This is a genomic window from Xanthomonas sp. WHRI 7064, from assembly GCF_040202355.2.
Lineage (GTDB): Bacteria > Pseudomonadota > Gammaproteobacteria > Xanthomonadales > Xanthomonadaceae > Xanthomonas > Xanthomonas arboricola.
The window spans coordinates 4,296,112-4,310,616 of the sequence record NZ_CP167821.1 but is presented as its reverse complement, the minus strand read 5'-3'; the positions used below and the strand labels follow the sequence as shown (position 1 = coordinate 4,310,616).

Sequence of the window (14,505 nt, the reverse complement as noted above, 5' to 3'; positions counted from 1 at the left end):
GTGCGCCTGCTGCCTGGATCGTCACGATGAATCTGCCCCTGCACTTCGGTCTGCTCGGTTCGCTGGAGGCTGGCCTGATCGCGTTGGTGCTGGGTGTGCTGGTCTTCGCTGGGGTCGAGCATATCGGCCGGCGTCTGCACTTCACCCACGGGCACACGCTGGGTATTGCCTGTCTGCTCGCGGTCGCCATCGGCGGCGGCTACGACATCTGGAATCTCGTCTACACCAGCATCGTGCGGCTGGAGTCGCCGCTGTATGCGCGCCTGGCATTGGCCAAGATCCACGATCCCAACGAATTGGGATCGCGGGTGATCCTGGAAGTGGCCGGCGCGATCGCCGGTGTGGTGCTGGGTTGGAAACTGTTCAGCTCCGGAAGCTGGGATGACGAGGCACCGAATGCGTAAATTTACGTTATGAAATGCGGCACGGTTCGCATATTTCGATGCATTGAATGAGCTGCTTCTGTTTGGCTCACCGATGTCTAACAGATGGCTAAGCGCAAACGTCCGACGCGTGGTTAAGAGGATGTTTTGCGCGAAATTGCGGCGGGTTTTGCGTTCATTCGGGCTGGGTAAGGTGGGGCCATGTGCGGCGACACCGCGCATTCCCAAGCCAAGGAGACCACCCAATGAAGAATCGCAACCGCACCTCGCTGCTCGCCGCCACCGCCGCTCTTGCCGCCGCCCTGGCGCTGCCGGCCATGGCGCAGAGTACGCAGCAGGATGCCGCCGCGACGTCGGCCCAGTCGGGAAGCTCTGCCACCACTGCGGCACAGCCTGCGCAGTCCGGCGGCGGCCAGACCTGGGCGAGCGTCGACACCGATAGCGACGGCGCCATCAGCACACAGGAGGCCCAGGTCAATGCCGGGCTCGCGCAGATCTTCAATGACGCCGATTCCGACAAGAACGGCAAGCTGACCCCGGACGAATACAAGGCGTTTGTCGCCAAGCAGCAGGGCGGCGCAGCGGGAAGTGGGTCGCAAGGCAACTGAGGTAGTAGGTCGCAAGGTAGTGAGTTCGTTTGCTGACGTGTTTTTTCGACATCAGGAGGCAGCTTTCGCAATTGCAGTCATTTGGGCGGTTGTTGTCGTTTGATCCGTGGCATCGCTTCGTGGATGCCCGTGATCGGCAAGTAGCAGCATGACCACGTAACAGGATGGACACGCGGGAGCGATCTGCCAGGGTCGCTCCCGTTTTCTTTACGTGCGCCGCGCTAGATTTGCCCGCTCGTCCCTTCGGCACACTCTCATGCTGCTGCGTATCGCCATGCTGGTCGGCCTGTCGAGTCCACTGTGGGCGCTCGCGGCGCCGCCGGAGTTGCCGCCAGCCAACCCGTCGCGTGCGACCTCCACCACAGGGACGGCAACACCGGCAATGGCGCCGTTGCCGATCGATCCACCCCCGCCTGCCACCACGCCCTTGCTGCCGGCCGACGCTGCAGCGCCATCGGCTGCCAAAGGCGGTGCGGAGGCCGCACTGGCGCCGCAGGCCGGCACGTTGGCGCCACGGACCTTCCGCAGCCTGGACAGCGACGCCGACGGCTCATTGACCGTGGCCGAAGCCGGCGCAGACCCGGTCCTGCGCGAGAATTTTGCCGGCTTCGACAGCAATGGCGATGGGCGCCTGTCGCGCGACGAATTCGCCAGCTACCAGCCCGGTCCGGGCGACGCGGCGGGGGATTGACCGCAGCAGCGCTCCAGTGCGCTGCTAAACTGGCGCGATGACCTCTTCTGCACAGCGCGACGGCCAGGCGATCCAACTGGTCGGCTTCGACGGCGACGATACCCTCTGGAAAAGCGAGGACTATTACCGCACTGCCGAAGCGGATTTCGAAGCGATCCTGGCCGATTACCTGGATCTGGGCGACAGCCGCATGCAGCAGCACCTGCTGGCGGTGGAGCGGCGCAATCTCAAGGTATTCGGCTACGGCGCCAAGGGCATGACGCTGTCGATGATCGAGACGGCGATCGAACTGACGCAGGCGCGCATCGCCGCACGCGACATCCAGCGCATCGTCGAGATCGGCCGCGCCACGCTGCAGCATCCGGTGGAGGTGATTACCGGCGTGCGCGAGGCGGTCAGCGCAATTGCCGTCGACTATGCGGTGGTGCTGATCACCAAGGGCGACCTGTTCCATCAGGAGCAGAAGATCGAACAATCCGGTCTGGCCGATCTGTTTCCGCGCGTGGAGGTGGTGTCCGAAAAGGATCCCCAGACCTATGCGCGCGTGCTGGCTGAGTTTGACCTGCCGGCGCAGCGCTTTGTGATGATCGGCAATTCCTTGCGCTCGGACGTGGAGCCGGTGCTGGCCATCGGCGGCTGGGGGATCTACACCCCGTACGCGGTGACCTGGGCGCACGAGCAGGAGCATGGCGTGGCCGCCGACGAGCCGCGCATGCGCGAAGTGCCCGACGCTGCCGGCTGGCCGGCCGCAGTGCATGCGCTGGATGCAGTGGCCCGGCAGCACGCGCTAAGCTGACTTCCGTCGCGGCCAGCGCCGCGACCTGGATCTGCCGGCGCAACCGGCGGCGCCCAGCAACAGGACGTTTCCGGTCAGGCGTGGGTGCCTGGCCGACTAGGAGGGATCACCGATGCGCATGCTGTCGTTTACCTGCCGTGTCAGCCTGGCCGTATTGCTGGGTCTGTCAGGCGGCGCGCCGTCACTGACGGCTGCCGAGCTCGAAGAAGAAGTCATCAACCCGAGCGAAGTGATCTTTCGCGACGGTCAGCCTTACTACGACGATGGCGGCAACTATGTCCGCCTGCGTACGCGTCGGGACGCGGGAGAGCTGGTGTATTTCCGCATGGTGCGCTTCGACCGCGAGCAGGGCTATGTGGATGACCAGGGCCAGAGCATCGCGACCTTGCAGACCCGGCCGGACCGGCGTGAGCGCAGCAGCGTATTTGCTGCCGACGGGTATTCGGGCGAGCGCTACGGCCCCTATGGCGGCGACGCCCGCGGATACCCCGGTTATGGCGCCGGGCTGCGGCTGGGCGCGTCGCGCAACCGCCCGTACGGCCAGATCTATTACGGCAATGGTCTGTATGGCCCGGACCCTTACAGCAGCCCGCACAATCGCGATGCGCGGCAGCGTTACATCGGCCCGGGCTATGTGGGTGCCTGCGATCTCAGCGGCTGCCGCGAAGTGCACTACGGCGGCTTTTACGATCTGCGCTGAGCGCGGCCGGCGCGGCGGTGCGCGCGCCAGACATGCGAATGCTCGTGGCGAGCCGGCGCTACGCATCCGTTTCGACTCGGGGCACACCACGCGGCTGGCGCGGTGAGAGCGCGCCGCCTGTGTCGGTGGCGCAAGCGCTCGGCCTGACAGCGACGCGGGCATGCGGCATCATCGGCGCATGCCTTCACTGTTCATCTCGCCGTTGCGATCCCTGCCGCTGCTGAGTGCGCTACTGCTGCCAATGCTGGCAGTTGCGCAGACGTCGCCTGCGCCTGCCGCTGCGGCACCGGCTGTTGCGCCGGCAGTGACGCCGGGCACCGGGGATGCCTGGGTGGACCAGCATCTGGCCGACATGGGCAGCTACGCGCAGCGCTACCCGGACAGTTTCATCGGCGAAGTTGCGCGTTACACCGGCACCCCGCGCGGCTATGTGCAGGCGCTGTTGCAGGTGCATGGCTGGCACGCCGGCGACATCTATTTCGCCTGTTTCTGGGCGCAGACGCTGCAGTTGTCCTGCCGCGACACAGTACGCGCCTACAGCCGCGACCATCATGACGGCTGGGAGGGCGTGATCACGCGGCTGTCGGTCACGCCGGAGACCGTGCATATGCGCGCGCTGCGGCACGCCATCGTCGCCAGTTACGACCGCTGGGAACGTCCGATCACCCTGGACGCGCTGCTGCGCCGCCAGCTCGGCGATCACGCGCAACGGCTGGAAGCCGCGCGCCAGGCCAGCGAGGCGGCCGAGGCAGCGGCGCAGGCCGGGCTTTAAAGCGGCTGGCAAACCGACGGCATAGCCGCCAGGCGGGTGCGGCCGTGCTCGGAACCGGCGTGTACCACTCGTACGCTGCGTTTCCTGCGCGCCGCCCACGCACATCCGGCGGCTGCCGGCTCAAGGTGGTGTCGGCTACCGGTGCGGCAGCGTGCTATTCGGCGTCAACTGGCTGCAGTAGTGGCACCGGAGCCGTGCCAGCCGTTCGGTGCGCGCCGGGTCGGCCTGAGCCTGGGCGAGGCTGGCGGCCTCTCGCGCTTGTTGGCCATCCCCGGAGCGACCAGCCAGATGACTGCGCTCCCGGCCTCACGGGCGCAGCTGGCAGTAGGACCGACATGGACCACGCCGTGCGCTACGGTTCCGAGTGTGCCTGCCATCCGCGTCCAACGGACGACTGCTCGCCCCGGATCGCCAGCCGCCACTCGGCGCGTTTTTCACGCTTGGTGGGAACCCGCGCAGCGGCAAGCCGTGAGGTGACCGATCGGCTGCGCGGCTGTCTGCGCGGCAACACAGGCGCCGGCATGCTGCCGTGCAGCTGGCCGCCGCAGGGCGCGGTCGGCGAGAATGCCGCAACGCCGGCGTTGGCCGGCTCTGCCAAGACCAGCCCATGCGCGATACCGTGTTTGTCTCCCCCGATCACATCCGCAGCCTGTTCGCGCAGGCGATGTCGGACATGTATCGCGCCGAGGTGCCGTTGTACGGCGACCTGATGACGCTGGTGGCGCAGGTCAACGCCGACACTCTGAGCGCCGATCCCGCCCTGGCCGCGCGCCTGCAACGCAACGACGAGCGCGCGCGGCTGGATCTGGAACGGCATGGCGCCATCCGCGTCGGCACGGCGCAGGAACTGGCCACGTTGCGGCGGCTGTTTGCGGTGATGGGCATGCATCCGGTGGGCTATTACGATTTGTCGGTGGCCGGTGTGCCGGTGCATTCCACCGCGTTCCGCCCGATCGACGAGGCGGCGCTATCGGCCAATCCGTTCCGCGTGTTCACCTCGTTGCTGCGGCTGGAGCTGATCGAAGACGCCGCGCTGCGGGCGCAGGCGGCGCAGATCCTGGAGCAGCGGCAGATCTTCACCGCCGCCGCGCTGGAGCTGATCGAACAGCACGAGCGCCATGGCGGGCTGGAGGCGGCGCAGGCGCAGCAGTTCGTGGACGAAGCGCTGGAAACCTTCCGCTGGCATGGCGATGCCACGGTATCGCTGCCGACCTACCGCGCGCTGAGCGAGGCGCACAAGCTGATCGCCGACGTGGTGAGTTTCCACGGCCCGCATATCAACCACCTGACGCCACGCACGCTGGATATCGATGCGGCGCAGGCGCAGATGCAGCGCGCCGGTATCGATGCCAAGGCGGTGATCGAAGGACCGCCGCGTCGTCGGGTGCCGATCCTGCTGCGCCAGACCAGTTTCAAGGCACTCGAGGAGCCGGTGCGCTTTGTCGGCGACAGCGGGCAGGCCGAGCACGGCACGCATACCGCGCGCTTTGGCGAGATCGAACAACGCGGGCTCGCGCTGACGCCCAAGGGCCGCGCGCTGTACGACGCGCTGCTGGCGCAGGCACGCGACAGCGATGGCGCGGGCAGCACCGGCACCGATTACGCCACGCGGCTGCAGACCGCGTTCGTGGCATTTCCCGACGACGAAGCCGTGCTGCGTCAGGAAGGTCTGGGCTATTTCCGCTATGCGCTGACCGAGGCCGGACGTGTCGACCCCGCGCAGGTGGCGGCAATGCCGGCAGAAACCGCGATTGCGCTCGGTCTGCTCAGTGCCGATCCGATCATCTATGAAGATTTCCTGCCGGTGAGCGCGGCCGGTATCTTCCAGTCCAATCTCGGTGGTGCCGAACAACGCGCCTATGCCGCCCATTCGAGCAAGCGCAGTTTCGAACAGGCGCTGGGCGCGCAGGTGCAGGATGAGTGCGCGTTGTACGCGCAGCTGGAGCGGGCGTCGCTGCAGGCGTTGCTGGTGTAGCGGTCACGGCGCGGCGTGCGTGTTTGCACGCCTGCTGTCTGCCGACTTTGTCGCGCATGGCGTGTCGTGATCGCGCAGTGCATATTGCTTTGGGCGCGCCGTCGCCCGAACAACGCATGTAACGCACTGTTTGCATCTTGCACACCGACCATCTCGACAGGTCCTTGCCCGCCTACCGTCGCGGGACCTTACGCGGCATGGATGCCGCGTAAGCGCCTACCCGGACGTACTTGCGGCGTGTCCTGCGATGGTAGGCGGGCAAGGGCCCTGCAACCAGGCCGCGGACCTGCCGCGCGATAACTGATCCATCCATACCGTCCAACACGTCAAGGCAACCGAGCTCCCAGATCGCAGCGTCGTCTGGATGCGGTCAAGCACTTGGGCTCTGGCCGAAAGCAAGTAAGTCGAGCGTGCATTTGCAGCTCGCATCACCGTGCCGCGTTTAAATGCACTGCCAGCAGCGATGCCCCGGCGGCATACCGGCAATCGACGAGCGATGGCGAAAGATGCGGGCCACCGCCATGCCGGCCGGCACGCACCGGTCCGTGCAGACCGGCGCTTGTGCTGCTTCGCCTTAGTGTGCCGACGCCGGGCGCCGTGCCGCCGCGCGCTCTGCCCGGCGTGCGCGCGCACGTGCGCGACGCGCCTTCCAGCGTTCGCTCAGGCAGGAGAAGATTACGTACAGCGCCGGGGTGCTGAGCAGGGTCAGGCTCTGCGAGAAGATCAGCCCGCCGATCATCGCAATGCCCAGCGGGCGGCGCAGTTCGGAGCCTTCGCCCAGGCCGACCGCCAGTGGCACTGCGGCCAGGATCGCCACCATCGTGGTCATCATGATCGGGCGGAAGCGCACGATCGAGGCCTCGCGTGCGGCCGCGCGCGCATCCATGCCGTGCACGCGCTGCGCCACCAGCGCAAAGTCGATCATCATGATCGCGTTCTTCTTGACGATGCCGATCAGCAACACCAATGCGATCATCGAGATCACCGACAACTCGGTGTTGGTGAGGAACAACGCCAGCAGCGCGCCGACGCCGGCGGCCGGCAGCGTGGACAGGATGGTCACCGGATGGATCAGGCTCTCGTAGAGCATGCCGAGCACGATGTAGACGGTGAGCACCGCGGCCAGCAGCAATACGCCCATCGAGTTGGGGCTGAGTTGCACGTTGAAGCTGTCGTCGCCGCTGAGGCGGATGCCGTCGGGCATGCGCAAGCCTTCCACGGTGGACTTGATGATCAGGTCCGCCTCGCCGGTGCTCACGCCCGGTGCGAGGTTGTAGCTCAGATCCATCGTGGTGTACTGGTTTTCGTGGACGATCTGCGGCGGCGCCAGCCCGGGCACCTGGGTGGCGACGGAGGTGATCGGCACCATCAGGCCAGCGCGGTTGGGCACGAAGACCTGGTCCAGCGCCTTGGGCGTTGCCGTCTGCGAGGGCAGTGCATTGACCACCACGCTGTACTGGTTGAGATCCGAATAGATGGTGGAAATGGAACGCTGGCCGAAGGCGCCATACAGCGCGCCATCGATGGCACCGACCGAAATGCCCAGGCGCGCGGCCTTGGCGCGGTCGATCACGATGTTCTGGCGCAGACCCGATGTATCCACGTCGGTGCCGACATCGCGCAGGCGCGGATTCTTCTTCAACGCGGCCTGCAGTTTTGGCAGCCATTCCTGCAGCTGTGCCAGGTCGTTGCCCTGCAGCGAAACGCGGTACTGCGCACCCTGGCTGGTGCCGCCACCGCCGTCGCTGGGCAGGTCCTGGATCGCGCGCAGGCGCAGATCCAGATCCGGGTAGCGGTCGGCCTTGGCGCTCAGGCGTGCGACCACCTGCGCGGTAGTGTCGCGGCGGCCTTCGTCGCGCTTCTTCAATTCGATATTGAACGAGGCGCTGGAACCCTGCCGGCCGGAGCCCAGCCGCGCGCCGACGGTCTTCACCGCCGGGTCGGCCATCAGCATGTCGGTGATGCGGCGCTGGCGGCTGACCATGTCAGCAAACGACACCGTCGCGCTGGAATTGGCGCGGCCCCAGATCAGGCCGGTGTCCTGCGCCGGGAACGAGCCCTTCTTGACTGCGCCGCCGAGAAAGACGGTGGCGGCGATCAACAGCAGCGGCGTCAGCGACAGCAGCAAGGCGTGCCGCAGCGAGAAATCCAGCGCCACCGTGTACACCGCGAGCATGCGCTCGTGCATGCGGTCCAGCCAGGCGCCGAAACGGCCAGGTTTTTCCGGCTCGGTGTGCGCGGACAGAAAGCGGCTGCACAGCGCCGGCGTCAAGGTCAGCGACACCAGCATCGACACCACGATCGCCGCCACCAGGGTCACGGTGAACTCGCGGAAGAACGCGCCGATCATGCCGCTGGCAAACAGCATCGGAATGAACACCGCCACCAACGAGGCAGTGATCGACACGATGGTGAAGCCGATCTCGCGCGCACCGGCCAGTGCGGCATCCAGACGCGGCATGCCTTCGTCCAGATGACGCATGATGTTTTCGATCACCACGATCGCATCGTCGACCACAAAGCCAATGGCGATCACCAGCGCCAGCAGGCTGAGGTTGTTCAAGGTGAAACCCAGCATGTACATCACCAGCGCCGAGCCGGCCAGCGACAGCGGCACGGTGACCGCCGCGATCAGCGTCGGCGCCAGGCGGCGCAGGAACAGCGCCATGGTCAGGATCACCATCACCAGGCTGATCATCAGCGTGGCCTGCACCTCGTGCAGCGAGGCGCGGATGGTGGGTGTGCGGTCGAAGTAGGGCGTCAGCTTGGTGCCGGGCTGCAGGTAGGCGCGTAGCTCGGGAATCTGCGCCTTCACCTGGTCCACGGTTTCGACGATGTTGGCGCCGGCGCGGGTGAAGGCGTACATCACCACCGCTGGTTTGCCGTCGAACCAGGCCGCTTGATAGGCATCCTGCTGGCCGTCGTAGACGGTGGCCACGTCGCCCAGCCGCACGATGCGGCCATTGGACTGGGTGGAGATCGCCAGCTGGGCGAAATCGGCGGCCTTGGACACCGAATCGTTGGCCACGATCGCCATGGTGGTGTTGCCGTCGGACAGGAATCCGGTCGGCGAGGTGACGTTGGCCGCGCGCACCGCGTTGCGCAGATCGTCCGGGGTCAGGCCCAGCGCGTTGAGCGCGCGCAGATCCACATCCACGCGGACCGCCGGCGTGGAGGCGCCGGCGATATCGACCGAGCTGATGCCGGTGATCTGGCGCAGCCGTTGCGCCAGCAGCGAGTCGGCAACGTTGTAGAGCTCATCGGCCGATTGCGTGTCCGAGGTCAGCGCGATGGCGATGACCGGGTCGTCGTTGGGATTGGCTTTCGAATAGATCGGCGTGCCAAGCCCGGACGGCAGGTCCGATTGCGAGGAGTTGATTGCCGTCTGCACATCCTGCGCGGCCGAATCGATGTTGCGATTGCTCTGGAACACCAGCACCACCAGGCTGCTGCTCTCCGAGCTGGAGGAGCGCATGCGGTCGATGCCGGGCAGCTGACCCAGGTGGCGTTCCAGCGGTGCGGTGACGGTGGAGGCCATGGTGCTGGCATCGGCGCCGGACTGCGTGGCGTGCACGAAGATCACCGGAATCTGGATGTTCGGCAACGCCGCCACGCCCAGCCGCAGGTAGCACATCAATCCGATCACGAACAAACCGATCGCCAGCAGCGCGGTGCCGATCGGGCGCTTGATGAAGGGCGCGGAGATGTTCATGGGGTGACTGCCGGGAATCGGGAATCGGGATTCGGGAATCGGGAAAGGCAACAGCCAGCGCAGCTGCCATGCGTGCGTGCGGGAAGGCGGTGCCGTGGGTAGGCAGACCGATCAGCCATCGCTGCGCCGGTCATCATGCCGGGCGCTCCGAGGTGGAGGCCGGGGGCATGCCGTCGCGGCGGGCGGCACGCCGCGCGCGCCAGTCACGCAGCCGCTCGCCGGCACGTTCCATGTACAGGTAGATCACCGGCGTGGTGTACAGCGTCACCAGCTGCGACAGCAGCAGGCCGCCGACGATGGCGATGCCGAGCGGACGCCGCAGTTCCGAGCCGATGCCGGTGCCCAGCGCCAGCGGCAGCGCGCCCAGCATCGCGGCGGCGGTGGTCATCATGATCGGGCGGAAACGCAGCAGGCAGGCGCGCCGGATCGCTTCGTGCGCATTGGCGCCTTCGCGGCGGGCGTCGATGGCGAAGTCGATCATCATGATCGCGTTCTTCTTGACGATGCCGATCAGCAGCACGATGCCGACGATGCCGTCCACCGACAGGCTCAACCCGCACATCATCAGCGCCAGCAGCGCGCCGACGCCGGCTGGCGGCAGCGTGGAGATGATCGTCAGCGGGTGGATGTAGCTCTCGTAGAGCACGCCCAGCACGATGTAGATCACCACGATCGAGGCCAGCAGCAGCCACACGATATCGGTCTGGCTGCCGGTGAATTCGGCCGCCTTGCCGACGAACGCCGCATGCACCTGGGTCGGGATCTTCAGATCCTGGCGCGCCTGCTCGATCGCCTCCACCGCCTGCGACAGCGAATGGCCCGGGGCCAGATTGAACGAGATCGTGACCGCCGGCAGCTGTTGCTGGTGGCTGACCACCAACGGCGTGTTGGTGACCTTGGCCTCGGCCAGTGCGGCCAGCGGAATGATGCTGCCGGCGCCGACCACGATGCCGGTGTTCTGCGCGCCCACGCCGGTGGCGGTGGAGGAGTTGGACGAGGTCAACTGGCCGAAGCTGGTGGCATTGGTGCCGGTCAGCGCGCCGCTGCCGTTGCTGGCCACCGCCAGCTGGTTCATCAATGCGGTGCTGCTGCGGAATTCCGGCGCCACTTCCAGCACCACCCGGTACTGATTGAGCTCGGTGAAGATGGTGGAGATCTGGCGTTGGCCAAAGGCGTCGTACAGCGTGTCGTCGATGGTCTGCATCGGCACGCCGAGCATGCTGGCCTTGTCGCGATCGATGCTCAGCTCCAGCGCCCGGCCCTGGTTGGCCAGGTTGTTGTCCACGTCGGCCAGCTCGGGCAGCTTGCGCATCGCCTCGGTCATGCGCCCGGCCCAGGTGGCCAGCTCGCTGCTGTCCACATCCGACATCGAATACTGGTACTCGGTGGCGGCCACGCGGGTGTCCAGGGTGACGTCCTGCACCGGCTTGAGGAACAGTGCCACGCCGGGAATGCCGGCCACCGCCTTTTGCAGGCGCGGCAGCACCTCGTCCAGGCCCTCGCGGTCGCCACGCGTCTTCAGCACGATCGACAGCTGGCCCTGGTTGATGGTCGGGTTCATGGTGCCGGCACCGATGAAGGCGGCCACGCCGGTCATGGCGGGGTCTTTCTGCAGCGCCGCGGCCACCGCCTGGGTGCGCTGCTCCATCTGCGGGAACGCCACGTTCTGGTCGGCCTGCACCACGCCGGTGATCAGGCCGGTGTCCTGCTCGGGCAGCAGGCCCTTGGGGATCGCCATGTACAGCACCACGGTCAGCGCCACCGCGCCGATCGCCACCGCCAGGGTCAGCGGCTGGTGTGCCAGCACCCAGTCCAGGCTGCGCTCGTAGGCGCCCACGGTGCGCGTCCACAGGTTGGTCTTGCCGGCGGCGGCGGCGCGTTCGTGCGCGTCCTCGCCTTCGGGCAGGGCGTCGGGCTTGAGCAGGTAGGCGCACATCATCGGCGTCAGCGTCAGCGACACCAGCATCGAGATCACCACCGCAATCGACAGCACCCACGCAAACTCATGGAACAGGCGCCCGGTCACGCCCGGCATCAGCAGCAGCGGCAGGAACACCGCCACCAGCGATACGGTCAGCGACAGCACGGTGAAGCCGATCTGCTTGGCGCCGATCTCGGCCGCCTCCGGCCCGCTCTTGCCCTGTTCGATGTAGCGCACGATGTTCTCGATCATCACGATCGCATCGTCGACCACGAACCCGGTCGCCACCACAAGCGCCATCAGCGACAGGTTGTCCAGCGACATGCCGGCAAACGCCATCACCCCGAAGGTGCCGGCCAGCGACAGCGGCACCGCCACCGAGGGAATGATGGTGGCCCACAACCGGCGCAGGAACACGAAGATCACCGCCACCACCAGCGCGATGGTCAGCACCAGGGTGAACTTGACCTCGTGCACCGAGGCGCGGATGGTTTCGGTGCGGTCGGAGAACACCTCCAGGTGCACGTCGGCCGGCAGCACCGCCTGCAGCTGCGGCAGGATGCTGCGGATCTGCTCCACCGTCTGCACGATGTTGGCACCGGGCTGGCGGCGGATTTCCAGCAGCACCGCCGGCTTGCCGTCGGCCCAGGCGGCGAGCTGGTCGTTCTCCACCCCGTCGACCACGTTGGCCACATCGGCCAGCCGCACCGGGCGGCCGTTGCTGTAGCTGATGATGGTCTCGCGGTACTGCGCCGCGTCGGTGAGCTGGTCGTTGGTGCCGATGCTGTAGGACTGGGTCTTGCCGTTGAGCGAACCCTTGGGCGCGCTGACATTGGTCTGGGTCAACGCGCTGCGCAGCGACTCCATGGTCAGGCCCATGTTCGACAGCTGCGCCGGGTTGACCTGGATGCGCACCGCAGGCCGCACATTGCCGGCGATCGACACCAGCCCCACGCCCGGCACCTGCGACAGGCGCTGGGCCAGGATCGCATCGGCATAGCGGTTGACCTCGCGCAGCGGCAGCGAGTCGGAGGTGAGCTTGAGGGTCAGGATCGCCGCGTCGGCCGGATTGACCCGGTTGTAGACCGGTTGATACGGCAGCGACGAGGGCAGGGTGGCCTGACGGATCGCCGCCTGCACATCCTGCGCGGCGATGTCGATGTCGCGGTCCATCGAGAACTGCAGGATGATCGTGGACAGGCCTGCCGACGAATCGGAGGTCATCATCTGCAGCCCGGAGATCTGCCCGAACTGGCGCTCCAGCGGCGTGGTCACCAGCGAGGCCATAGTGGTCGCGTTGGCGCCGGGATACTGGGTGGTGACCACCAGGCTGGGCGCGTCGATTTCCGGCAGCGCCGAGACCGGCAATTGCCGGTAGCCCAGGATGCCCAGCAGCAGGATGCCCGCCATCAACAACGAGGTGGCGATGGGACGGCGGATGAAGATGGTCGAAAAGCCCACGGGGGGTGTCCTTGCTGAAGACGTCAATCGATGCCGGCGCGCGCAGCGCCGATGCACACCGGCGACGGAAGGCCCGTCGCCGGTGCTCGCGAGTTAGCGCGGGCCGCCGCCGCTGCGTCGGCCGCCGGCGCCGCCACGGCTCTTGTCCTGCGCGGCCTTGAGTTCTGCCTCGGTCGGCTCCGGCGGGGTTTCGCCCGGCTTGAGCGCGCTGACCTTGCTGCCCGGCTTGAGCCGGAACTGGCCTTCGGTCACCACGCGCTCGCCCGGCTTGAGCCCCTTGGTGACCTGCACATGGCTGTCGTCCACTTCCACGCCCTGCACCACGGTGCGCATCTGCGCGGTGTTGTCGTTGCCGACCACGTAGACGTAATCGCCGTCCGGGCCGCGCTGCACGGCCTGGGTCGGCACCACGGTGCCGCCGGAGATGGTGCGCAGCTGCAGGCGCACGTTGACGAACTGGCCCGGCCACAAGGCGTTGTCGGTGTTGGCGAAGATCGCACGCGCACCGAAGGTGCCGCTGTCGGCGGCGATGCGGTTGTCGATCACCTCCAGCTTGCCGTCGCCGCTGATCACGTGCGCATCGCCGCGATCCAGCGCCGCCACGTCCAGCGGGGCGGCCGCCTGGCCGCTGCGCACCGCCTGCAACTCGCGCTCGGGCAGGTTGAAGGACACGTAGATCGGGCGGATCTGGGTCAGGGTGACGATGGTGGAGCTGGCGCTGACGATATTGCCCACGTCCACGCCGCGGATGCCGGCGATGCCGTCGATCGGCGCGGTCACGCGGGTGAACTGCAACTGCACCTGCGCCGAGCGCATCTGTGCATCATTGGCCGACACCGCCGCCTCGTACTGCGCCACCTGGTTACGCTGGGTATCCAGGTCTGTGCGCGAGACGTACTGCTTGTAGGCCGGGTCGTTGGAGCGCTGGTAGTTCACCCGCGAGGTCGCCAGCAGCGCCTGGTTCTGGCGCTTGGCCGCCAGTGCCTGGTCGTAGCTGGCCTGCAGGGTGCGCGGGTCGATCTGCGCCAGCAGCTCGCCCTTCTTCACTTCCTGGCCCTCCTTGAAATTCAGGCTCATCAGCTGGCCGCCGACCTGCGGGCTGACCGTGACGGTATTGAGCGCGGTCACCGTGCCCAGTGCGCTGGCGTAGACCGGCACATCCTGGGTGGTGGCGGCCACGACCGTGACCGGTACCGGGCCGCTGTTCTCTGTGCCATTGCCGTCCGGCGCATCCGCCCGCTTGCCGTGGTTGCCCCCACCGAACATCCGCATTGCGACGAACACCACGACGAGCACCGCTACGACCAGCAGTGTGATCTTCCAAAAACGCGACATGCGACAACTCCTGAGGGCGGGCCGGGCGCTGGTGCGACCGTGGGGCGGCTGTGCGAAGCATATCGTTGCGATCAGGCAATTGAGCGTTACTGAAGTAACGGCCCGCCGGACGAAACGACTGCAGCGTTCACAGATGCAGTGCAGCGGCAAC

At 66.9% G+C, this 14,505-nt stretch carries 10 protein-coding genes, 1 other RNA gene and 1 pseudogene; 9 read left to right on the top strand and 3 right to left on the bottom strand.

Annotated features, from left to right (window positions below; all coding sequences use genetic code 11):
* Nucleotides 1–26: 26 nt before the first annotated feature.
* The 9 genes and pseudogenes from ABQY74_RS18315 (at nucleotide 27) to ABQY74_RS18275 (ending at nucleotide 5,925) form a co-directional block, all read left to right on the top strand.
* Nucleotides 27–404, top strand: coding sequence for a hypothetical protein (locus ABQY74_RS18315; protein WP_039522427.1), 378 nt, complete (start codon nucleotides 27–29; stop codon nucleotides 402–404).
* Between the two features lie 224 nt (nucleotides 405–628).
* The gene (locus ABQY74_RS18310) at nucleotides 629–991 is read left to right on the top strand and encodes an EF-hand domain-containing protein (RefSeq protein ID WP_016903160.1); all 363 of its coding nucleotides are present in this window, start codon (nucleotides 629–631) and stop codon (nucleotides 989–991) included.
* A 256-nt stretch (nucleotides 992–1,247) separates the two neighbouring features.
* Nucleotides 1,248–1,682: an EF-hand domain-containing protein gene (locus ABQY74_RS18305; RefSeq protein WP_016903159.1), complete on the top strand. Its 435-nt coding sequence runs from the start codon at nucleotides 1,248–1,250 to the stop codon at nucleotides 1,680–1,682.
* Between the two features lie 37 nt (nucleotides 1,683–1,719).
* Nucleotides 1,720–2,478, top strand: a complete 759-nt coding sequence (locus tag ABQY74_RS18300) for an HAD family hydrolase (RefSeq protein WP_349792624.1) — start codon at nucleotides 1,720–1,722, stop codon at nucleotides 2,476–2,478.
* Nucleotides 2,479–2,590: 112 nt separating this feature from the next.
* Nucleotides 2,591–3,178, top strand: coding sequence for a hypothetical protein (locus ABQY74_RS18295; protein WP_184231283.1), 588 nt, complete (start codon nucleotides 2,591–2,593; stop codon nucleotides 3,176–3,178).
* Between the two features lie 160 nt (nucleotides 3,179–3,338).
* Nucleotides 3,339–3,950, top strand: a complete 612-nt coding sequence (locus ABQY74_RS18290; RefSeq protein WP_184231284.1) for a hypothetical protein — start codon at nucleotides 3,339–3,341, stop codon at nucleotides 3,948–3,950.
* Nucleotides 3,951–4,009: 59 nt separating this feature from the next.
* Nucleotides 4,010–4,087, top strand: a non-coding RNA gene (locus ABQY74_RS18285) — sX9 sRNA.
* A pseudogene (locus tag ABQY74_RS18280) lies at nucleotides 4,075–4,229 on the top strand (beta-ketoacyl-[acyl-carrier-protein] synthase II); the annotation flags it as partial. The gene ABQY74_RS18285 and the pseudogene ABQY74_RS18280, both read left to right, overlap by 13 nt.
* 328 nt (nucleotides 4,230–4,557) lie before the next feature.
* Nucleotides 4,558–5,925 (top strand): VOC family protein, encoded by a 1,368-nt coding sequence (locus ABQY74_RS18275; RefSeq protein WP_349792622.1) that lies wholly within the window; start codon nucleotides 4,558–4,560, stop codon nucleotides 5,923–5,925.
* Between the two features lie 574 nt (nucleotides 5,926–6,499).
* Here ABQY74_RS18275 and ABQY74_RS18270 read toward each other — a convergent pair.
* From ABQY74_RS18270 to ABQY74_RS18260, 3 genes are all read right to left on the bottom strand, one after another.
* Complete coding sequence (locus tag ABQY74_RS18270; RefSeq protein ID WP_047130589.1) at nucleotides 6,500–9,637, bottom strand: efflux RND transporter permease subunit; 3,138 nt, start codon at nucleotides 9,635–9,637, stop codon at nucleotides 6,500–6,502.
* 133 nt (nucleotides 9,638–9,770) lie between these two features.
* On the bottom strand, nucleotides 9,771–13,019 hold the full coding sequence (locus ABQY74_RS18265; protein ID WP_349792620.1) for an efflux RND transporter permease subunit: 3,249 nt from the start codon (nucleotides 13,017–13,019) through the stop codon (nucleotides 9,771–9,773).
* A gap of 93 nt (nucleotides 13,020–13,112) precedes the next feature.
* The gene (locus ABQY74_RS18260) at nucleotides 13,113–14,354 is read right to left on the bottom strand and encodes an efflux RND transporter periplasmic adaptor subunit (RefSeq protein WP_024938874.1); all 1,242 of its coding nucleotides are present in this window, start codon (nucleotides 14,352–14,354) and stop codon (nucleotides 13,113–13,115) included.
* Between the last annotated feature and the right edge of the window lie 151 nt (nucleotides 14,355–14,505).